Annotated in this window: 21 protein-coding genes and 1 other annotated feature; of the genes, 3 read left to right on the top strand and 18 right to left on the bottom strand. The window is 37.5% G+C overall.

Annotation, left to right across the window (positions count from 1 at the left end; translation table 11 throughout):
* The first annotated feature begins 1 nt into the window (after window position 1).
* The gene (locus HMPREF3182_RS04680; protein ID WP_062485756.1) at window positions 2-922 is read left to right on the top strand and encodes a LysR family transcriptional regulator; all 921 of its coding nucleotides are present in this window, start codon (window positions 2-4) and stop codon (window positions 920-922) included.
* 67 nt (window positions 923-989) lie between these two features.
* Window positions 990-1,982: a site-specific integrase gene (locus tag HMPREF3182_RS04675; RefSeq protein WP_007393028.1), complete on the top strand. Its 993-nt coding sequence runs from the start codon at window positions 990-992 to the stop codon at window positions 1,980-1,982.
* A gap of 204 nt (window positions 1,983-2,186) precedes the next feature.
* Here the strand turns inward: HMPREF3182_RS04675 and ilvD are convergent, their stop codons facing one another.
* The 6 genes from ilvD to HMPREF3182_RS04645 form a co-directional block, all read right to left on the bottom strand.
* Window positions 2,187-3,839 (bottom strand): dihydroxy-acid dehydratase, encoded by a 1,653-nt coding sequence (ilvD, locus tag HMPREF3182_RS04670; RefSeq protein ID WP_007393004.1) that lies wholly within the window; start codon window positions 3,837-3,839, stop codon window positions 2,187-2,189.
* A gap of 19 nt (window positions 3,840-3,858) precedes the next feature.
* Window positions 3,859-4,359, bottom strand: coding sequence for an acetolactate synthase small subunit (gene ilvN / locus HMPREF3182_RS04665; protein WP_007393024.1), 501 nt, complete (start codon window positions 4,357-4,359; stop codon window positions 3,859-3,861).
* Window positions 4,359-6,056: a biosynthetic-type acetolactate synthase large subunit gene (ilvB, locus tag HMPREF3182_RS04660; protein ID WP_007392993.1), complete on the bottom strand. Its 1,698-nt coding sequence runs from the start codon at window positions 6,054-6,056 to the stop codon at window positions 4,359-4,361. The genes ilvN and ilvB overlap by 1 nt, the downstream gene beginning before the upstream one ends.
* 90 nt (window positions 6,057-6,146) lie before the next feature.
* Entirely contained in the window at window positions 6,147-7,157 is a 1,011-nt protein-coding gene (gene ilvC / locus HMPREF3182_RS04655; protein ID WP_062485753.1) for a ketol-acid reductoisomerase, read from the bottom strand.
* Between the two features lie 94 nt (window positions 7,158-7,251).
* Window positions 7,252-7,495 (bottom strand) — a binding site (T-box leader).
* Window positions 7,496-7,672: 177 nt separating this feature from the next.
* Complete coding sequence (locus HMPREF3182_RS04650) at window positions 7,673-9,010, bottom strand: acetyl-CoA hydrolase/transferase family protein (protein WP_062486078.1); 1,338 nt, start codon at window positions 9,008-9,010, stop codon at window positions 7,673-7,675.
* 40 nt (window positions 9,011-9,050) lie between these two features.
* Complete coding sequence (locus HMPREF3182_RS04645) at window positions 9,051-9,440, bottom strand: amino acid permease (RefSeq protein ID WP_062485750.1); 390 nt, start codon at window positions 9,438-9,440, stop codon at window positions 9,051-9,053.
* On the opposite strand from HMPREF3182_RS04645, the gene HMPREF3182_RS07475 reads away from it, so the two are divergent.
* A complete protein-coding gene (locus HMPREF3182_RS07475) occupies window positions 9,433-9,579 on the top strand; it encodes a helix-turn-helix domain-containing protein (RefSeq protein WP_328587212.1) in 147 nt (48 codons plus the stop codon). The two genes, HMPREF3182_RS04645 and HMPREF3182_RS07475, sit on opposite strands and share 8 nt — an antisense overlap.
* A 210-nt stretch (window positions 9,580-9,789) precedes the next feature.
* Here the strand turns inward: HMPREF3182_RS07475 and HMPREF3182_RS04640 are convergent, their stop codons facing one another.
* The 12 genes from HMPREF3182_RS04640 to HMPREF3182_RS04585 form a co-directional block, all read right to left on the bottom strand.
* The gene (locus HMPREF3182_RS04640; RefSeq protein ID WP_007391960.1) at window positions 9,790-10,239 is read right to left on the bottom strand and encodes an RrF2 family transcriptional regulator; all 450 of its coding nucleotides are present in this window, start codon (window positions 10,237-10,239) and stop codon (window positions 9,790-9,792) included.
* A 206-nt stretch (window positions 10,240-10,445) separates the two neighbouring features.
* Window positions 10,446-11,435 carry an inorganic phosphate transporter gene (locus HMPREF3182_RS04635; protein WP_062485747.1) on the bottom strand — a complete coding sequence of 330 codons (990 nt, stop codon included), beginning with the start codon at window positions 11,433-11,435 and terminating at the stop codon, window positions 10,446-10,448.
* Window positions 11,428-12,057 carry a DUF47 domain-containing protein gene (locus HMPREF3182_RS04630; RefSeq protein WP_062485744.1) on the bottom strand — a complete coding sequence of 210 codons (630 nt, stop codon included), beginning with the start codon at window positions 12,055-12,057 and terminating at the stop codon, window positions 11,428-11,430. The genes HMPREF3182_RS04635 and HMPREF3182_RS04630 overlap by 8 nt, the downstream gene beginning before the upstream one ends.
* 150 nt (window positions 12,058-12,207) lie before the next feature.
* Window positions 12,208-12,960, bottom strand: coding sequence for a triose-phosphate isomerase (gene tpiA, locus HMPREF3182_RS04625; protein WP_062485741.1), 753 nt, complete (start codon window positions 12,958-12,960; stop codon window positions 12,208-12,210).
* A 20-nt stretch (window positions 12,961-12,980) separates the two neighbouring features.
* Window positions 12,981-14,159 (bottom strand): phosphoglycerate kinase, encoded by a 1,179-nt coding sequence (locus tag HMPREF3182_RS04620; protein WP_062485738.1) that lies wholly within the window; start codon window positions 14,157-14,159, stop codon window positions 12,981-12,983.
* Between the two features lie 33 nt (window positions 14,160-14,192).
* Window positions 14,193-15,215 (bottom strand): type I glyceraldehyde-3-phosphate dehydrogenase, encoded by a 1,023-nt coding sequence (locus HMPREF3182_RS04615; RefSeq protein ID WP_007391893.1) that lies wholly within the window; start codon window positions 15,213-15,215, stop codon window positions 14,193-14,195.
* A complete protein-coding gene (locus HMPREF3182_RS04610; RefSeq protein WP_235808650.1) occupies window positions 15,196-16,248 on the bottom strand; it encodes a sugar-binding transcriptional regulator in 1,053 nt (350 codons plus the stop codon). The genes HMPREF3182_RS04615 and HMPREF3182_RS04610 overlap by 20 nt, the downstream gene beginning before the upstream one ends.
* Before the next feature lie 23 nt (window positions 16,249-16,271).
* Window positions 16,272-17,288 carry a type I glyceraldehyde-3-phosphate dehydrogenase gene (gap, locus tag HMPREF3182_RS04605; protein ID WP_062485733.1) on the bottom strand — a complete coding sequence of 339 codons (1,017 nt, stop codon included), beginning with the start codon at window positions 17,286-17,288 and terminating at the stop codon, window positions 16,272-16,274.
* Between the two features lie 312 nt (window positions 17,289-17,600).
* On the bottom strand, window positions 17,601-18,140 hold the full coding sequence (locus HMPREF3182_RS04600; protein WP_062485730.1) for a biotin transporter BioY: 540 nt from the start codon (window positions 18,138-18,140) through the stop codon (window positions 17,601-17,603).
* A gap of 189 nt (window positions 18,141-18,329) precedes the next feature.
* Entirely contained in the window at window positions 18,330-19,346 is a 1,017-nt protein-coding gene (locus HMPREF3182_RS04595; RefSeq protein ID WP_007391940.1) for an electron transfer flavoprotein subunit alpha/FixB family protein, read from the bottom strand.
* A 19-nt stretch (window positions 19,347-19,365) separates the two neighbouring features.
* The gene (locus tag HMPREF3182_RS04590; protein WP_007391945.1) at window positions 19,366-20,175 is read right to left on the bottom strand and encodes an electron transfer flavoprotein subunit beta/FixA family protein; all 810 of its coding nucleotides are present in this window, start codon (window positions 20,173-20,175) and stop codon (window positions 19,366-19,368) included.
* A 76-nt stretch (window positions 20,176-20,251) separates the two neighbouring features.
* Window positions 20,252-21,391, bottom strand: coding sequence for an acyl-CoA dehydrogenase (locus tag HMPREF3182_RS04585; RefSeq protein WP_007391949.1), 1,140 nt, complete (start codon window positions 21,389-21,391; stop codon window positions 20,252-20,254).
* Window positions 21,392-21,639: the final 248 nt, after the last annotated feature.

The raw sequence follows: 21,639 nt of genomic DNA, 5'->3' as shown, positions 1-21,639 counted from the left end.
TATGAAGAAATCTATTACATTACGACACTTTTTCATATTTATTTGTGTTTGTGAAGAAAATAATATGACCCGTGCCGCAAAGCGCTTACACATGACCCAGCCATCAGTCAGCCAAGCAATCCAAGAAATAGAAACTCGCTATGATACAAAACTATTTGAACGACTAAACAAACATTTATACATCACCTCCGCAGGAAAGTGTTTATTACAATATGCTTATCAAATTTTTTCCCTTACCAAACAAATCGACACCTCCATGACATCATTTCAGAAAACAAATCCCCTCCGCATTGGTGCTAGTGTAACGATTGGCGAACTTTGTTTAATTGAATATATTCATTATCTAAAACAAACACATCATATCAAAATTGTTTCAGAAATTCATAATACAACCGAACTAGAAGCCATGTTGTTATCTGATAAACTAGATTTTGCCCTAGTTGAAGGAAATATCCATTCAGAATATTTATTAGCTCAACCATTTATGTCGGATGAACTAGTTGTCGCCCTTCCCCTTACCCATCCCTTACTCACCAAACAACACATCGACCTAATTGATTTACAAGACATCTCTCTATTCTTACGCGAAGAAGGTAGTGGTACACGAGATATGTTTATTCATCTAATGAAAGAACAGCATGTTGCTTTTAGCATCGATGGTAGTTATAATAACACAGAATCTTTAAAAAAAGCGGTCATAGCCGGTTTAGGTGGTACTATTCTTTCGTATCATTTAGTAGAAAAAGAAGTACGTGCTGGACTACTAGGCATTTGTTATGTAAAGAATAATATATTTAAACGAAATTTCAAAATAACTTATCATAAAAACAAATTTTTATTCCCCGAATTAAAAAAAGCCTTTTCCCTTTGTTATGACTATACTAAATGGTTTCCCTCCCCACACATTAATTCCCTACCCTAATATGGCTTGACCATCTATTCATATTTATGCTATGTTACTATAAATGAACCAACAAGGAGAATAACTCATGAAAACCCATAACGATAACAATTTTTTTATCGGAAAAAATACATCCATTGAACAAAACAGCAAACTTAGCAAAAAATCACGCCAAAGTATTTATATTGCCCGAGCTGAACATACTATCACAGCATATCGATCCGATTGGAATGATTTTTGTGATTGGTGCTCCTATCACCACGTCAGCTCTTTTCCAGCTGAACCAGAAACCATCGTAAATTATATGAATGATTTAGCAGACCATGCTAAGGCCAATACAGTGGCTCGCCGCATTAGTGCATTAACCGAAAATTTCGATGCCGCTGGATTACTAGAAAATCCTTGTCGAATGCCCTTAGTAAAAAACGCCTTACGCGGTATTAAACGCATGAAAGGAACAATTCAACAGGGGAAATTACCTATTCTATTTGATGACATTAAAGAAATGCTCACTTATATAGAAGGGAATCCTTTGCAACGAGCACGCGATAAAGCAATTCTACTTACGGGATTTTATGGAGCCATGCGACGTTCTGAAATCACAAATTTAGATGTCGAAGACATTCGCTTTACTCGACTTGGTATGCTTATTACCTTACGCAAATCAAAAACAGATCCTTTTGATAAAGGGCAAATGATTGCCATCCCCTACGTTCAAGATAGTCAAATATGTGCAGTATGTGCAGTAAAAAACTGGCTCTCCCTAAGTAACATCACAACTGGTCCTGTTTTTCGCGGATTCACAAAGGGACACAAAATTCGTTCAACACGTATTTCTGATAAAACAATTGCTCTCTTAGTTAAACATTATGTAGGTTTAATGGGTATGGATCCAAAAGACTATGGTGCACACAGTCTACGGCATGGTTTTGCCACCTCAGCGGCACAACACCATGTAGAAGAACGACAAATTATGCGCCAAACGCGACATAAATCACAATCTGTTGTACGGAGATATATCGATGAAGCCGATCGATTAATCGATAATCCTATCTTCAAAATTACCAATTCCAAAGAATAACCTTATTTCTTATAATTAAAAATCCCGTATATGTATACAAACATATACGGATTTTTTTCTAACTAATGCTAATTTACTATAATGACTTTTTTATCTTACCGTAAAATTTTACAAAGTTTTTATAGCTACTTTTATCAAAAAAACTAGAGGTTCAACATTGAACTTCTAGTTTTTTATATAATAGTCCATCAATTTATCTGCCCATCATTGTAATACAGCTCCCGTATTAGCAGATGTTACCAAACGAGCATACCGGGATAAGTATCCCGTTTTAACCTTCGGCTCAGGTTGTTTCCATGCTGCTTTTCGACGTGCTAACTCTTCATCGTCAACTTGCAGAACTAACTTACGTTGTGGTATGTCTACTACAATAACATCCCCATCTTCTATTAAGGCAATCGGTCCTCCTTCCATCGCTTCTGGTGATATATGACCAACGCAAGCTCCACGACTAGCCCCACTAAATCTCCCATCCGTTAACAAGGCGACTTTTAGTCCCATGCCCGTAATCACGGCGGTAGGATTCAACATTTCTCGCATACCTGGACCACCTTTTGGGCCTTCATAGCGAATAACGACTACATGCCCTTCCTTAATTTCTCCGCCTAAGATAGCTTTTATCGCTGCTTCTTCCGAATCATAACACTTCGCTGTCCCTGTATATGTTAATAAAGCTGGTTCTACTGCACTTTCCTTAATGACCGATCCTAAGGGAGCTAAATTACCTTTTAAAATAGCAATCCCTCCTTTATGCATATACGCATTTTCTATATGATGTAATACTTCCGGTCTTTCATTTACAGCATGTGCAATCCGATCTTTAATAGTGCCTGTTACTGTTTGAGCATCTGTATGAATCAAATTTAATGCAGTTAACTCTTTCATTACTGCATTCATGCCCCCAGCTTCGTTTAAATCTTGCATATGGTACGTACCACCTGGACTCATTTTACAAATATAGACTGCTTTGCGACTAATTTCATCAAAAACATCCAACGGCAATTCTACCCCTGCTTCATGTGCAATAGCGGGTAAATGCAACACCGTATTCGTTGAACCACCAATAGCCATATCTACGGCAATAGCATTTTCAAAAGCTTCTCGTGTCATGATATCCCGTGGCTTTATATCTTTCCTCACTAAATCCATAATCACATGCCCTGCCTGTTTTGCCAACATACGTCTTGCACCAGTATAAGCAGCAGGAATAGTGCCATTCCCAGGTAATCCCATACCTAATACTTCCGTCATACAATTCATCGTATTCGCCGTAAATAATCCCGAACAAGATCCACACCCGGGACATGCTTGCGATTCCATTTCTTGTAACTCTTCCTTCGTCATATGACCACTTTCTACCTTTCCAGCCGCTTCAAACATAGTACTCACACTAATATCTTTAACCTTGTGTCTTCCTGCTAGCATTGGTCCGCCACTAACTACCACGGCTGGTATATTTAATCGTCCTGCTGCCATTAACATCCCTGGAACAATTTTATCGCAATTAGGGATAAGCACCAACCCATCAAAAGCATGCCCATTAGCAACCGCTTCAATAGAATCACAAATAAGTTCTCGACTCGCTAATGGATACTTCATTCCTGCATGTCCCATAGCAATACCATCACAAATACCAATAGCTGGAAATTCAATCGGCGTTCCACCCGCAGCGGCTATCCCCAATTTCACGGCCTGTGCAATATCTCGTAAATGAATATGTCCTGGAATAATTTCATTAAATGCATTTACGACACCAATTAACGGTTTCTGCAATTCCTCATCTGTATATCCCATAGCATGAAATAACGTTCTATGAGCGGTTCTTGTAATTCCTTTTTTTACTACATCACTACGCATATTAGTCACACTTCTTTCTTTACATATTTTTTACGGGTACATCACCTCGAGATAATGAAATTTGACCCGTGCGAGCAATCTCTAATATTTCATATTCATTTAACATACGCAACAATGCCTCAATTCGATCTTCCTTGCCTGCGACTTGCAAAATAAGTGAATTTAACTGTACATCTACTACTTTTGCATGAAATAATGCCGCCATATTTGCCAGCTCTTCTCGTTGAGATGTATGCGTATACTTAACTTTAATCATCGCCAATTCACACCCAATAAAAGGCCGATCGTCTAAATTTATTACCTTTATCACATCAATCAATCGAGCTAACTGATTAACCGCTTGATCTAATGCTTCACGATTTTCGACAGTTACAATAATATTAATACGTGTCACGTCTGGTTCTTCTGTATATCCTGCATTGATACATTCTATATTAATTGCTCTTCGACTAATAAGTCCTGCTACATGGGTCAAAACACCAGGTTTATTATCGGTTAAAATAGCTAAATGTTGTCTCATTATACCGTTTTTCCCTCCCACACCATTTGATCTAATCGCTTACCCCCAGGCACCATAGGGTATACATTTTCATCTTCTGGAATCCGTACGTTTAAGACTCCAGATCCTTCCGCTATCAAAAATTCCTCTAAAGTAGGGATCAATTCTTCCGGTTCACTCACCTTCCATCCTGATACGCCCATAGATGCAGAAACCTTGGTTATATCTGGATTATCCGCTAATATTGAGGCCGAATAATGCCCCTTATAAAACATTCGTTGCCACTGATTGACCATACCAAGAACATTATTATGTAAAACAATAACTTTTATATCAATACCATATTTTGTCAAGGTCATAAATTCTTGACAATTCATCATGATACTACCATCACCCGTAAAAAGTACAACCATTTGGCGAGGACAACCAATTTTCGCTCCCATGGCGGCTGGCAAGCCATACCCCATGGTTCCCAATCCGCCCGATGATAAAAACGTGCGTGGAATAGACAAATTAAAAAATTGGGCAGTCCACATTTGATGTTGTCCCACATCAGTAACAGCAATCGTATCGTCTGGAACCCTTTTACGCACTTCTTCAAATAATTTTTGTGGTGATATCGTATGAGGTACTTGTCGAGTTTGAAATGGATGTTGAATATGTCGCTGTGTTACATGCTCTCGCCATGTTGCAAACTGATTGACAAAAGGAACTGCTGACGCCGTAATTTTTTTCAACAACAAAGGTAATGACCATCGCAAATCTCCATTTACACTAATATGTGCATGTATAATTTTATTAATTTCTACCTTATCTATATCTAAATGAATAATCTGTGCTTGCGGAGCAAAATTCGCAACAACCCCTGTCACGCGATCATCAAATCGCGCCCCCAAAGCTACCAATAAATCACATTCCGTAACAGCCATATTCGCAGCGTACGATCCATGCATGCCTACCATACCTAAATGATACGGATACAAGTCATCGACAGCACCTTTTCCCATTAATGTCGTAATAACTGGCACTTGTAACACATCAACAATCTGCCGTAGCAACGGAGATACATTAGCAGCAATGACCCCACCACCTGTTAAAAAAAGAGGACGCCGTGCTTCTTCTAGTGCGGCAACAGCTTTATCCAAATCAAAAACCTGTCCTTCATAATGCCCTGTATATCCACGCAATTGAACCTCTTCTGGATACGTATAAAAAAATTCTGTATCAAATACATCTTTGGCAATATCCACTAATACTGGTCCAGGACGTCCCGTCTTAGCTATAAAGAATGCTTCTTTTAACACGCGGGGCAATTCTTTGACATCTTTTATTAAATAATTGTGTTTTGTAATAGGCGTAGTAATACCAGAAATATCAGCTTCTTGAAATGAATCTCTACCAATAAGTGCAGTAGCAACTTGCCCACTAATAATGACTAAGGGAATCGAATCCATATTTGCCGTAGCAATACCTGTAACCATATTACATACACCCGGTCCAGACGTAGCAAAACAGACACCAACTTTTCCCGTTGCACGTGCATATCCATCAGCCGCATGTACAGCACCTTGCTCATGTCCTGTTAAAATATGGGGAAACTTAGCTTTATACAATTCATCATATAATGTTAATACAGCCCCTCCCGGATAGCCAAAAACAACATCCACATGTTCTCTTTTCAGACATTCAAGCAGGGCTTGTGCTCCGGTCATTTTCATTATCTTCACCTCATACTATTTAAAAAACGGGCATCTTTCTATATCCATATAAAAAAGATGTCCGTTCTTTTTTTGATAGTTTACCAACCCTTAATCTTTTTTATCATCATTATGCAGCCATGGCATCATTTTACGCAGTGTTTCCCCAACAACCTCTACTGGATGTTCAGCATGTTGCCGTCGCATAGCTAAGAAATGAGCTCGTCCACCTGCATTATTTTCCAATAACCACTCTTTAGCAAAGGTACCGTCTTGAATATCTGCCAACACCTGTTTCATCGCTTTTTTCGTTTCTTCTGTAACCACTTTTTTACCAGCCGTATAATCACCATATTCAGCAGTATCACTGATAGATTGACGCATTTTTGCCATTCCGCCTTCATACATCAAATCAACGATCAACTTCATTTCATGAAATGTTTCAAAATATGCAATTTCCGGTTGATATCCAGCTTCACATAATGTTTCAAATCCATTAGTGATAAGTTGGCAAATACCACCACAAAGCACGGCCTGTTCACCAAACAAATCAGTTTCTGTTTCTTCTCTAAATGTAGTTTGCAATACTCCTGCCCGAGTTCCGCCAATACCACCAGCATAAGCTAATGCTAAATCAAAACAATTTCCTGTCGCATCTTGTTCCACCGCAAAAACATCAGGAACACCGCCACCTTCTACAAAGGTTCGCCGCACTAAATGTCCTGGTCCCTTAGGTGCAACCATAAAAACATCCACATTTTCTGGCGGTACAATCTGTTTAAAATGTATATTAAACCCATGAGCAAATGCCAACGCACTATATGGTTTTAAATTAGGAGCAATTTCTTTTTTATATACGGTCGCTTGTTTTTCATCTGGAATTAAAACCATCGTTACATCTGCTTCTGCCACCGCTTGTGCTACCGGTTTTACCTCTAATCCCGCCGCTTTAGCTCGTGCTACCGACTTACTTCCCTCATATAAACCAACTACAACGTCTACACCACTTTCTTTTAAGTTCAAAGCATGTGCATGTCCTTGACTACCATACCCAATAACGGCCACCTTCTTATTCTTCAACACATCCCAATTTACATCTTTGTCATAATACACTTTTGCCATACTACATCTCTCCTCCATTAGGTAATAAATTATTCCTGTTGGAATGTAGAGAACGTCAGTGCCGTTTGCGATATAAAAAAACTCCGTCCCTCTTCTGAGGGACGGAGTATATTCCGCGTTACCACCCTGATTCCCGTTACATTACTGTTATTACGGGCTCTCTACAACGTACCAACATACGCGTTTCCTATAACGTGGAAAAATCGTGAGTGCTTAATAATATATTCAGCACTTCTCTTCAGGGATGATTTTCCTTTATCTTCCATTACCGATTCACACCACCCATCGGCTCTCTGAAAATTTCACTATAAAGTACTCTTTCCCGTCATCAGATTTTTACAATATTCTGCTTCAAGAACATCTTGTCCGTAAGCATGTATTTATTGTACAAAAGGAAAATATCTTTGTCAATATGTTTTTATAATTTTTTTAATATTTTTCCATTTTATCATTATACATATTAGTGTAATCTCTTTTGAATTAAAATTCGCAAAAAGATATTTTACTTGTATTTCTTATTTTTTATTGCTTTTACGCCAAATTCCTTGAACTTCAGCAGATTGAATCAATTCCTCTCGAAAATCAGGATGAGCAATAGAAATTAACGCTTCAGCTCGTTGCCATGTAGTCAATCCAGATAAATGAGCTACACCATATTCTGTAACCAAATAAGGTGCCTGTGTACGTGGAGTAGTGATAATATCCCCAGCGGTAAACCGGGGTACAACATGAGAATGCTTACACCCATGTTTATCAACATGCATAGACGCCATAGTTAAAAAAGCCTTCCCTTCCGTTGCCATATATGCGCCTGTAACAAAATCTAATTGACCACCCGTTCCACTGATATGTCGTATTCCCGATGATTCCGAGGAAACTTGTCCATACAAATCAACCGCAATACAACCATTTATAGAGACAAAATTATCCAATTGGCGAATAACTTCCGGATTATTCACATAACTCATCGGTGCCGATAAAATATCTTGATTGTAATGCAAAAATTTATATAATTCAGTAGACCCTAAACAAATAGAAAATACGCCCTTATGTCGTTGTAAATTCTTACGTTTATTCGTGATTTTCCCAGCTTTATATAACTCCAAATAACCATCACTCATCAACTCTGTATGCATGCCCAAATCTTTCAAATCCGATGCCGCGATCAATTCACCTAATGCATTGGGAATACCACCAATACCTAGTTGTAAATTCATCCCATCATATAAATAGGGAAAAATATTTTCTGCAATCTTACGATCTAACTCAGTCGCTGATCTTCCTGGTGCCGTGCATAAAGAAACATTGCTCTCTACCACATACTCAACATCGGAGATATGAATATGATCATTTGCCATTCCATAAATAACGGGCATATTAGGATTTACTTCTAAAATAATATGATCTGCTGCATCAAGTACTTCTTGTTGGCAACAATTCGTTAAACCATACGAAAAATTACCTTGCTTATCCATGGATGCCACCGTTATCATAGCTACATTAACAGGTGCCATTCCCCGACTATAATAGGAACCACAATTTCTAAACGCCATAGGCGAATGAAAAGCACGATTTGTATCTAAATAAACTCGATCTAATGAAGAGCAATGCCATAAATTATAGGTAAAAGACTGTTGTGCGTTATCTTGTTCTACCACTTGCACGGGACAGCAAGAAATAGCATTACGAATTTTTACATCCTCTAACTCTCCACCGCGTTCTGCTAAGGCGCGATCAAGTGCTTGAGGAAACGAACAGACCTGACTATAGTCAATCCAATCTCCATTTTTTACGATGCGTACCGCTTCTTGTGGCATACGCAACTTTTGCTTATATAGTTCCTGTACATTCATATCATCACCAAACCTTTTTTCATACTTTTTTATATACATCTTACCACAACGATATAATTGGAGAAATAAGTAATATAAGGCCCATAAAAATAACCGGAATCAACTTCCAGTCTTTATATTTTTTTAAATAATCTAACTTCCATACCAAACAAGCTGGTAAGAAACAAGCAATAATACCAATAAGACAGCCTAATATCGGTGTAAATTTCAAAATCGGTGCATTGACTAAAATGATTCCCCAGCATAACAAAACACAAAATACACTAATGCCATACTTTAATACCCGACGATTTAAATTTTCTTCCGATGTAATCCGCTTAAGCACGTTCATCACAATACCCGTACAGGCATCTCTAAAGCTCAAGAACATAGCAAAATAAGCCGTAACCACCGCAAAAATATTTAAAATCAAATTCAATTCTATGAACATCAATTTAAAAAAACTACATCAAGATATGGATACCCTTCTCATTCAAGATCTACTTCAACAAGGATTTACAAAAACGCAAATAGCCAGTATATTAAATATTAGCAGACAAACTTTATTTAACAAAGAACAAAAAAAATAATAATTTTTCCACTTTATTTTTAAGATTACGTAACAACTTATCAATCTATACTTTTTGCATTATTGTTCCAATCCACGCACCCATAAAGGGTAAACTAAATTAACCAATCATCTTATATAAATAATTAAGTAGCAATAAAAAAAAGAAAGGACCGTAGTTTTTTTCTACTGTCCTTTCTTTTTTATCATCTCTACATATAGATCGTATTAATTATTCTATGTTCTGAGGAAATTCAATTCCCATCGCATCTGCTTCTTGTGCTGCTAAATCATAAAAATTAATAGATTTCAGTTTCATTGCCAAATCACGTTGAATATCTGCAAATGCAGTATAAATAGAACACATGCCACTACATGCACGCGTACAGGATCCAAGATCTTGTAGACATCGTTGTAATTCCGTTTGTCCTTCTACCGCTTCGATTACATCAAACAACGTAATCTCTTTCGCACTTCTGTTTAATGCAAAGCCACCCTCTACTCCTCGATATGATTTCATAATCCCTGCCGCAGTTAAACTACGCATTATTTTTAATAAAAAGCGTTCTGGAATATTTTGCTTCTCTGCTAACGATGCACCGGTTATTTTAGCACCTTCTGGAAGTGATGCTAAATATAGAACCATTCGAAAAGCATAATCCGTTGCCTGATTTAATTTCATGCAGTTTCAGCTCCTCTCTATATAATAAATTATACAATAAGATACAATAAAAGTATAGTTTTCATGATTTTTCTTTTTGTTATTTTTAATTTATTATTTTTTATTTTTATAACATTCACTGAATTACTACCTTCTTTATCTGTCCCTCCTGATACACTGCAATAGCTAAAATAGGCAGCAATCATTTTAATTGCTGCCTATTTATATCAAATAAGTGAAAGAAGCCAATAAATACCTGCCGATATAGCTGCACTAATAGGAATAGTTACAACCCATGCAATTAACATACTACGAGCAACACCCCAATGCACAGCACGCACTCGTTTGGCTGATCCTACACCCATAATAGACCCTGACACAACATGAGTCGTACTAACGGGCAAATGTAAAAAAGTAGCACCAAAAATAACTAATGCTGAATTAAGGTCTGCTGCGAAGCCATTAATCGATTCCATTTTAAAAATTTTGGTTCCCATCGTAGAAATAATCCGCCAACCACCAACGGAAGTTCCCAATGCCATTGATGTAGCACAAGCCAGTTTTACCCAAATAGGAATTTCCATAGCCTCTAAATAACCACCCGTAACTAAAGCTAAAGCAATGATTCCCATAGCTTTTTGTGCATCGTTGGCACCATGCGAAAAAGCCATTAAGCTGGCTGATAATAACTGCATTTTACGAAATTGCCGATTCAACAGTAATGGTGAACGATTGCGAACAATCCACAAAATAGCAATCATTACTAAGTAACCAATTGCCAATGCTATCACTGGTGATAACACTAACGATAAAATAATTTTACCAATACCATCACTATCGAGTGCTGCTGGTCCTACGCTAATGCATACAGCACCAATTACACCGCCGATAAGAGAATGGGAAGAACTACTAGGAATGCAAAAATACCATGTCGCAATATTCCAAACGATCGCTCCGATTAACGCCGCTACAATAACTTCTAAGCTGATTTCAGATGGTTGTGATACTAAATCCCCACCAATGGTTTTAGCTACACCCGTACTAACCATTGCTCCCGTAAAATTCAATATCGCCGCCATAAAAATAGCATTTCTGGGTGATATAGCTCGTGTCGATACACTCGTTGCAATCGCATTGGCCGTATCATGAAATCCATTAATATAATCAAACAATATTGCTAATAATACGATTAACCAAATCAACCAATGTTCAGGCATATTTTAAAACAACCTTTCTAAATGTAATAACTAAATCTTCACAATCATCGGTAACATCTTCAATCGACTGCAATATTTCTTTCCATTTAATGATTTCAATAGGATCCTTGCATTCTGTAAATAGATATGCCATTTCTTGATGATATAAATCATCACATTGTTGTTCTAATTTTAATACTTTTTTACTTCTCGCTTCTACTTTTAAATAGTTTTTTTTCAAATCTTTCATATATCCCATGGACTTTCTGATTTCTTTCATTGCTTTCGAAGTGATAAGTGTCATTCGTTTAGCACCTTCCGTAGCCGTCCCTACATTATAAATACACATTTTATCCATGATATCGCTAATACTATCAATGGCCATATCCAATTGATCGATCAACTGTTGAATATCTTCACGATCCATAGGCGTGATAAATGTTTTTTGTAACCGCTTCATCGTTTCCATAACTAAAATATCTGCTTCTTTTTCTAATGCTTCAATTTTCTTTAGTGCTACATCTTTCGCGATCTCTTCATGCATGGCTTGACACAATAAATCTGCAGCCTCATAACCTAATGTTGCATGCTGATCTAATAAGGAAAAAAACTTTTCTTCTTTCGGCTTTAAATGAAATGCCATCGTATTCGCGTCTCCTCACAAAAATATAATCACAATATTAATCATTAAGATTATATCATACACCACTTTATTATTCTATATTACCGCCGAATAAAACACAAAAACTAAACTACGAAAAATAAATTACCTTACGCAAACATTTTCAATAACTTATGGTACTTGTTTAATAATAGCTAAAAAATCTTCAGCACGTAAACTTGCCCCCCCAATCAAACCCCCATCAATGTCAGGTTGCTTGAGAAGTTGTGAAACATTAGTAGCATTCATACTACCTCCATATAAAATAGAAACTTCTTCAGACTGTTCCTTTGTATACATTGCTACGATTAATGAGCGAATAAATGCACACACTTCCTGTGCTTGTTCAGGTGTAGCTGTTTTTCCAGTACCAATTGCCCAAACTGGTTCATACGCAATAACACATTGTTTTATTTCGTTTTCCCTAACACCCGACAAAGCACACTGTATTTGTGTCGATATTACAGACTCCATCTGTCCCTTTTCTCGCTCTTCTAGCGTTTCACCACAACAAATAATAGGGGTCAATTGATGTGCAAGTGCAGCTTGTACTTTTTTATGTACCGTTTCATTCGTTTCATTACTATACATACGCCGTTCTGAATGCCCTAAAATAACATGAGTAACATTCACATCAGCTAGCATCGTCGGCGACACTTCACCTGTAAAAGCACCTTTTTCTTCCCAATGCATCGTTTGTGCCGCAATATGAATCGGCGATTCTTTAGTAAGCTGAATTGCCTGCGTAATATATAAAAATGAAGGAGCAACAATAATCTCTGCCTGTACCGCTGGCAACTGTTGTAGTAACGATTGTAATTCCGCATGTACCATAGAACTGGTTTGATTCATTTTCCAATTGCCAGCTAATATTGTTTTTCTCATATCCTCGTTCCTTTCTTTACTCAATCTTGCAAAGCGATAATCCCGGGCAAAGCTTTTCCTTCTAAATATTCCAATGAAGCCCCACCACCTGTTGAAATATGAGTAATCGCATCAGCTAGTCCCATTTGATTAATAGCAGCCAAAGAATCGCCGCCGCCGACAATAGAAACCGCAGATGCATCTGCTACTGCCTTAGCTACCGCTTGTGTTCCTAAAGCAAAATGAGGCATTTCAAAAACACCCATAGGACCATTCCAAATAATAGTCTTCATATCTTTCAAAGCTTCTGCAAAAATAGCCTGCGAACGTGTCCCAATATCTAAAATCATACCCGTTTGAGGAATATCGTTAAGATTTGTCACCACATACTCACTGTCATTAGCAAAATTAAACGCAACGGTCACATCTACAGGGAGTAAAAAATGAACATTCTTTTGTTTGGCTTTTTGTAAAAGTTTTTTTGCCAATTCAATCTTATCCATTTCAACCAATGATTTTCCCACAGCATAGCCTTGTGCAAGTAAAAATGTATTTGCCATGCCACCACCAATAATCATGACGTCTACTTTATCTAATAAATGATCGATAACATTTATTTTATCTGAAATTTTTGCACCACCAATAATTGCTGCAAAGGGATGTTCTGGATTAGTTACGGTTTCTCCCAAAAATTGAATTTCCTTTGCTAATAACAGCCCCGCTACCATCGGTAAAAAAGCCGCTATACCCGAAACCGATGCATGTGCCCGATGACAACAGCCAAACGCATCATTTACTCCTATATCTCCTAGTGCCGCTAATTGTTTTGCAAAATCCGGATCATTTTTCTCTTCTTCCGCATGAAAACGCAAATTTTCTAACAAAACAATGTCGCCTGGTTTCATTTTACTAACCAGTTCCTTTGTCGCCTCACCAATACAATCAGGTGCCATGGTAACCGGCTGTTGTAATAATTCAGATAACCGTTCTGCAACAGGTTGTAAAGAAAATTCTTTCAGCCGTTTTCCTTTGGGACGTCCTAAATGACTAGCTAAAATAACAGCCCCCCCTTGTTCTAATACATATCGAATCGTAGGTAATGTTTTTTGTATTCTCGTATCATCGATAATATGCCTTTGTTCATCCAAAGGTACATTAAAATCGACCCGCATAAACACTTTTTTATTAACAACAGATAGTTGCCGAATTGTTTTTTTCATACCATTCTCCTTTGTATCGAGATTACGTAAAACTCATAATCCCTTTTTGACGATAAATTCAATCAAATCAATTACACGGCGAGCATAACCCCATTCATTATCATACCATGCAATAATCTTTACCAATCCCGAATCCATGACCATATTCAACGGTAAATCAATCGTAGTTGTATTTTCATTTCCGCGATAGTCAACAGAAACCAATTCATCTTGATTTGTCCCAATAATTCCCTTATATTTTCCTTGCGATGCTTGTACGAAAGTTTCATTTAATTCATCAAGAGTAATATTGTTTTTCTGCAATTCAAGAACAATATCAATTATCGAAACATCAGGTGTTGGTACGCGTACGGCATGACAAGTTAGCTTGCCTTGAAAACGAGGCAAAACTTTCGTAATAGCTTCAGCTGCACCAGTAGTAGTAGGAATAATCGACATACCTGCAGCACGTGCACGACGTAAATCTCGATGGGAAACATCTAAAATTTTTTGATCCGTTGTATACGAATGAACAGACGTAGTCATACCCCGTTTTACACCAAATGTTTCATCCATTAAATGTAAAATTGCCGCTAACCCGCATGTAGTACACGAAGCACCGGAAATAATATGATGTCGCTGTGGCTGATATGCTTCTTCATTTGCACCTAACACAATAGTTATATCATCAATTGTCGAAGGAGATGTAATGATAACTTTTTTTACCGTTCCGCCTAAAGGCAACCGTTCTTGCGAAGATGGCTGAACTCGACCTGAATATTGCCCTGAAGATTCAATAAGTATATCTACTCCTAGGGCTTGCCAATCCACGTTCTTACAATCCTTTTCTTGAAATAAAGGATACGCTTCATCATCTACTATAATATGCCGATCATCATAGGTTACGTTATGTGGAAAAACCCCATAAATGCTATCATATTTTAATAAATGTGCCATTTGTTTCGCTGTACCTATATCATTAATTGCCACAATCGTAATCGTATCTCTGTATCGTTGTGCCAATTTAAACACACTTCGTCCAATACGCCCAAAACCATTAATGCCTATTTTTATCATCTTTTCCATCCTTTCCACTCATTACTTTCCATATCTGCATAGCCGCTCCTTCATCTGTAACAAAAATACCCGTACGGCACGCACTTAATACAGCCATAATCGCCGCACTTTTTTGCGTACCGCCCGCAACGGCAATAATATAAGCATGTTTTTTTATATTAAGTAATGAAACGCCAAATTTATTATTAGCTACTATAATACGACCTGTTTGTGTACAATATGTGCCTAATGCTTCGCCGCACGCCCGCTGTTGCTGCAACCACTGCTGTTTTTCCTTAGAAAGCCCTCTTTTTTTTGCCATCAAATCGGCCCGTCCAATTCCAAAAATAACGGCTTGTGCAGACTGTGCTAAAGTAACATTTTGCTGTAATTGCACATCTTCTTTTAACATTAACTGCAAAGCGGCTTCACTAATTTCTTCTGGTAAATGAATCATACGATAAGACCCTTGTATTTTTTTAGCAATACCAGCAGCAATCGTATTTGCTTGTAACTCAACTATATTGCCCATACTACCTCTGGCTGGCAATATCATCGTATGACTACGACTCAATGGTAAACAATCTGCTACTAACGCCATCGTAGATCCACCACTAACAACCGCACACTTTACTTTACCCAAGATATCGCTCACCAAGATAGCTGCTTGTCGAGCCATTTCTTCTTTTACCAGCGGATTTATATCACTATCACCAGGAACAATAATTACCTCTTTTAAGCCAAAATATTGACAAATCGCTTGTCGCATTTCAACTAAACGATAATCTTGCAAAAAATAGTTAACTATATCAGGAAGAATACGTTTTCCCTGTACTTCCATCATAATCCCTCGGGTCGTACAATGAACCATACCACTACGCCGTAAGACATCCACATGAGCTCGCACAACTCGTTCTGACAATCCAGACATAGTTGCTAACGCACGCCTACCTATAGGTTCAGATTCGGAAATATATCGCAAAAGCATGTAACGTTCTCGTATAATTCCCATTACATCAGGCACTATTTTTTCCAGCATATACACGGTATCCATCTTGTCCTCACGGAGTAACATCTTTATGCAAGACCACGCGACGCGATATACGATGCTAAATCATTTACCCGCAATGAATATCCCCATTCGTTATCATACCATGCGACCACTTTAACCATCGTCCCTTCTACCACATCCGTATCCAATGCATCGACAATAGCACTATGAGAATCACTAATATAATCTGAAGAAACGGTAGGATCCATCGTATAAGCTAAAATTCCTTGTAACGGCCCTTCTGCCCATTTTTTTAGCACTCCATTGACTTCTTCAACGGTAACTGGACGCTCTAAAATAGCCACTAAATCGGTCATAGAAACATTAGGTGTAGGAACACGCATTGCCATGCCGCTGAACTTACCTTTTAATTCGGGCAATACTAATGCAACCGCTTTAGCCGCACCTGTTGATGTAGGAATAATTGATTGAGTTGCACAACGAGCACGTCGCAAATCTTTATGTACACCATCTACTAAGTGTTGATCGTTCGTATAAGAATGAACCGTCGTCATCATTCCTCGAACAATACCAAATTCACGAGATAAGACCTTCGCAATAGGTGCCAGGCAATTAGTAGTACACGAGGCATTAGAAATAACATGATGTGTTGCCGGATCATACATTTCTTCATTAACTCCCATGACTAATGTCGCATCTACATTTTTTCCAGGTGCCGTAATAATGACTTTTTTTGCACCACCTTGTAGATGTTTTCCCGCCATTTCTTTATCTCTAAATTTACCAGTGGACTCTACAACAACCTCTACCCCATGATCTTGCCATGGAATATTTGCTGGGTCCGTAGCATTGGTAACGGGAATATATCGTCCATCAACGACTAATGCTTGTTTTTCTCCGTCAAATGATACATCATGATCCCATGTGCCATGTACTGTATCAAATTTCAATAAATCGGCCATAATAGGTCCAATAGAACGATTATTCACTGCAACTATTTCTACTTCTGGATGTAATAAAGAAGTACGAAAGGTGCATCTCCCAATACGACCAAAACCACTAATACCAATTTTTACTGCCATTATACATCCTCCTTATACGAGAAAAAAGTTTTTCTCCTTATTTTTCTCGTCCTTATAAGTAATATAGTAAAACCTATATCACTTAAATATGATTACATGATACTATAATAGATATCTCTATCATACACTGTTTATGTATACAAAATCAATGATATATACGCTATACTATTTCTTGAAAATAAATATATGTAAGTTTAACAAAACAAAATAACTACGTATAAAAAAAGAGATTTCCCTTGAGAAAATCTCTTTTTTTATCACACCCATCATTCATTTCACAATTACACATAATAACAAAATATGATGCATAGATTATATTGTTAACTCTTTTAAAATAGGCCTTGCTATTCCTACAGCAAGTAAACATTTTACAATATCCAACGGAATAAAAGGCAATACACCAATGTACAAAACATGGCGCCATGGCATATGTGTTATTACTTGCAGTTGTATCGCTCCACACACATAAATAACAGGAATCCCCACAAGAATGCTAACTAAGGCAAATCTTTTCCACTGATAAGTATTTCCTTTCAAGATAGAAATAATAGTTGCTGCAAGTAAAAATCCCCAAATATATCCACCCGTAGGACCAAACATTTTTCCAAAACCAGACATACCGCCTGTAAAAACAGGTGCTCCTGCTAAACCCAATAAAATATATACCCCCATTACAATAAAAGCTTGCTTTGGTCGTAATAAAAAGCCTACTATATTGACAACTAATGTTTGTAGTGCCAATGGTGATTCCGTAAAAGGCAACGGAATAATTAAATATGCTGAAATACAATTCAGGGCCACCAATAAAGCCATACAAGTCAATTCCCGCACACGCAATGAAGACTTGCCCATCAAAACACCCCCTATATAAAATATATCATATTGCGGTTAAATTATATCAAACCTTATACTTTTTAACAACATATCATTTTATTTTTTGTTGACAATGAAAAATACATTGATCACTCCATATTGCTAACCTTTACTATACAAAAAAAAGGATGACCTAAAAGTCATCCTTTTTTTATAGGAGAAAATCGCTTATGCAATACCTTTATGTTTCTTTACAGCCGCTGTAATCAACGGTAATACTTCATGCGCATCTCCGATGATACCAAGATCGCATACCTTGAAAATAGGAGCATCTTCATCTTTATTAATAGCGATAATGCAATCCGATCCAAGAATACCTGCTAAATGCTGAATAGCACCAGAAATGCCTGCAGCAACGTATAATTTTGGGCTAACCGTTTTACCAGTTTGTCCAATTTGGAACAACGGATTAATCCATCCTTGGTCCGTTACTGCACGAGAAGCTGCTACGGCTCCACCTAAAACAGCTGCTAATTCAGTTAAGCAACCACCTTCTTTGAAGTCTTCTTCTTTCATGCCACGACCACCAGCAACAACAAAATCTGCTTCTTCTACTTTGATGCCATCGCCACCAACGCGAATTAATTCAACAAATTTTGTTAAGAAATCTTTATCTGTTAATTCAGCTTTTTCGGAAATAACTTCGCCAGTTGCATTTTCGTTTGGTTCCGGCTTTTTAAATACATTCGGACGAACCGTACCCATCTGAGGACGACGATCAGGGCAAATAATTTCAGCCATGATATTGCCACCTAAAGCTGGACGAGTCCAAATAATTGTTTTTGCATCTTTATCTACACCAAGTTCTGTGCAATCTGCAGTTAAACCAGTTTTTAATTCATTAGCAACACGAGGACCTAAATCGCGACCCGTATTTGTTGCACCAATCAAGAAAACATTTGGTTTATGCTTTTCTGTAAAATCTTGGAGAACCTTTGTATAAGCAGTAGTATTGTAATCTTTTAATGATTCATCATCATAAACGAATACTTTTTTTGCTCCATACTTAATCAGTTCTTGGGCCAATGGAGTTACTCCATAGCCAATCAAAACAGCGCCAACTTCTTCGCCAAGACCTTCAGCTAATCTTGTAGCTTGTCCCAACAGTTCGAAGGAAACGTTACGTAATGTACCTTCAAATTGTTCAGCTATTACATATACGCCTTTGAATTCTGCTAAATCCATCTTCACTATACCTCCTCAATTAAATAACTTTCTGTGCAATTAATTTTTCCATCAACTGATCCACATTAGCCTGTGCATCTTCTGCTGAAAAGATTTCGCCTTGTGTTCTTTGAGGCGGAGTGAAAATTTTATGAACCTTTGTCGGTGAACCGCTTAACCCAATACGCACTTCATCAATACCAATATCCGCTGCACTCAGCGTTGGAATTTCACGACGTTTCGCTTTCATCGTACCACGAATAGTCGGGAAACGAGGTTCATTTAAATCTTTTGAAGCGGTAATTAAAACAGGGAATGCTGCTGCAGTTACAATATAACCTTCTTCATGCTGTTGTTCAACACGAACGGATGTACCACCTTCAATGGTTAATTTAGCTGCTTTCGTAATTTGTGCAATACCTAATTCACTAGCAATCTGAGGACCAACTTGTGCTGTATCCCCATCAATAGCCTGTTGTCCGCATAAAATCAAATCGAACATATCAATACCTTTATCCGCAGCTAATTTTTTAATAGCCGTAGCCAAGGCATAGCCTGTTGCTAATGTATCAGAACCACCTAATTTGCGATCTGAAACCAAAAATGCATCATCAGCTCCCATTGCCAAGCCTTCACGTAATACGTCTTTAGCTTGTTCTGGTCCCATTGACAATACAGTAATTTTTACGCTATCATCAGCATCTTTTAATTGCAATGCTGCTTCTAACGCATTTTGGTCAAAGGGATTGAAAATGTTCGGTACACCGGCACGAATGACCGTATGTTTTTCTGGATCAATTTTTACTTCTGCTGTATCCGGAACTTGTTTCACACACACCAATATTTCCATTTACGTTTTCCTCCTAAAATAACTTTATTTCAATGGGCATAATTTTATCCCAAAACTATGCCCATTTGATCCGTTATTACCGTAATAATGCTCCTGAAGTTACCATCAACATAACTTCATTGGTACCTTCATAAATTTGTGTAATCTTCGCATCACGCAAATGACGAGCTGCTGGATATTCTTCACTATAACCATATCCACCAAAGATTTGAACAGCTTCTACAGCAACTTCCATTGCCACATCTGATGCAAACCGTTTTGCAATTGCTGCATCTACGGTAAAAGATTGTTCTTCGTGTTTTTTGAAAGCTGCTTTATATACCAAATTGCGTGCCGCTTCTATTTTCATCTTCATGTCGGCTAATTTAAATGCAATAGATTGGAATTTGCAAAGCGGTTTACCAAATTGAACACGCTGTTTCGAATATTCTACTGCATCCTGTAATGCTGATTCAGCAATACCAAGAGCTTGTGCAGCAACTCCAATACGACCACCATCTAACGTCATCATTGCAATTTTAAATCCTTCGCCTTCTTTACCTAAGAGGTTTTCTGCAGGAATTCTTGCATCTTGGAATACTAACTCCATAGTTTGCGATGTATGAATACCCATTTTGTGTTCTAATTTACCAAAGGTAAAGCCTTCTGTTCCTTTTTCAACAATAAATGCACTAATCCCCTTCGTGCCTTTTGTTTTATCCGTCATGGCAAATACGATATAAATATCAGCAAATCCAGCATTAGTAATAAACACTTTCGAGCCATTTAAAATATACGAATCGCCATCTTTCACAGCAATTGTTTGTTGTCCTGATGCATCCGTACCTGCATTCGGTTCCGTTAAACCAAAAGCGCCCAATTTTTCCCCTTCAACGAGAGGTGTTAAAAATTTTTCTTTCTGTGCTTCTGTACCAAATTGCCAAATCGGATTAGCACATAAAGACACCGTAGCCGACAAGGTAATGGACATTCCTGCATCATATTTAGCTAATTCTTCTACCGCTAAAATATAACTAAGTACGTCACATTCTGCACCGCCATATTTTTCTTCAAAATATGCACCAGTCAATCCTAAAGCAAGCATTTCTCGTACTAGCTCTTCATTGAATTCCCCTTTGTGATCACGTTCCATAATAGTTGGTAATAATTTTTTTTCACCAAAATCTTTTGCCAATTTTTGAAAATCTTGTTGCACGTCTGTTAAGTTGAAATTCATGATGGTCACTCTCCTTAATATCATCAATATATGGTATTAGTAGTAAACTAAATTTACATTCAGCCAGTTCCGGATTCTGACACACTTGACTTTAGCCATGACTTACGTTAAATGATTGCATTTTTTTCTGTTTAGACATAGCCAAAATACTTATACATGAATTGTACAACTTTTCACATTGTAAATCAATAGCACAAGAATAAAATCATCATACTTATTATTCTCTTTTTTCATACTTATAAAAGTTG

Origin of the sequence: Megasphaera hutchinsoni, from assembly GCF_001553405.1 — a bacterium.
GTDB classification, from domain to species: Bacteria; Bacillota; Negativicutes; order Veillonellales; family Megasphaeraceae; genus Megasphaera; species Megasphaera hutchinsoni.
This window is presented reverse-complemented; position numbering and strand designations above follow the sequence as displayed.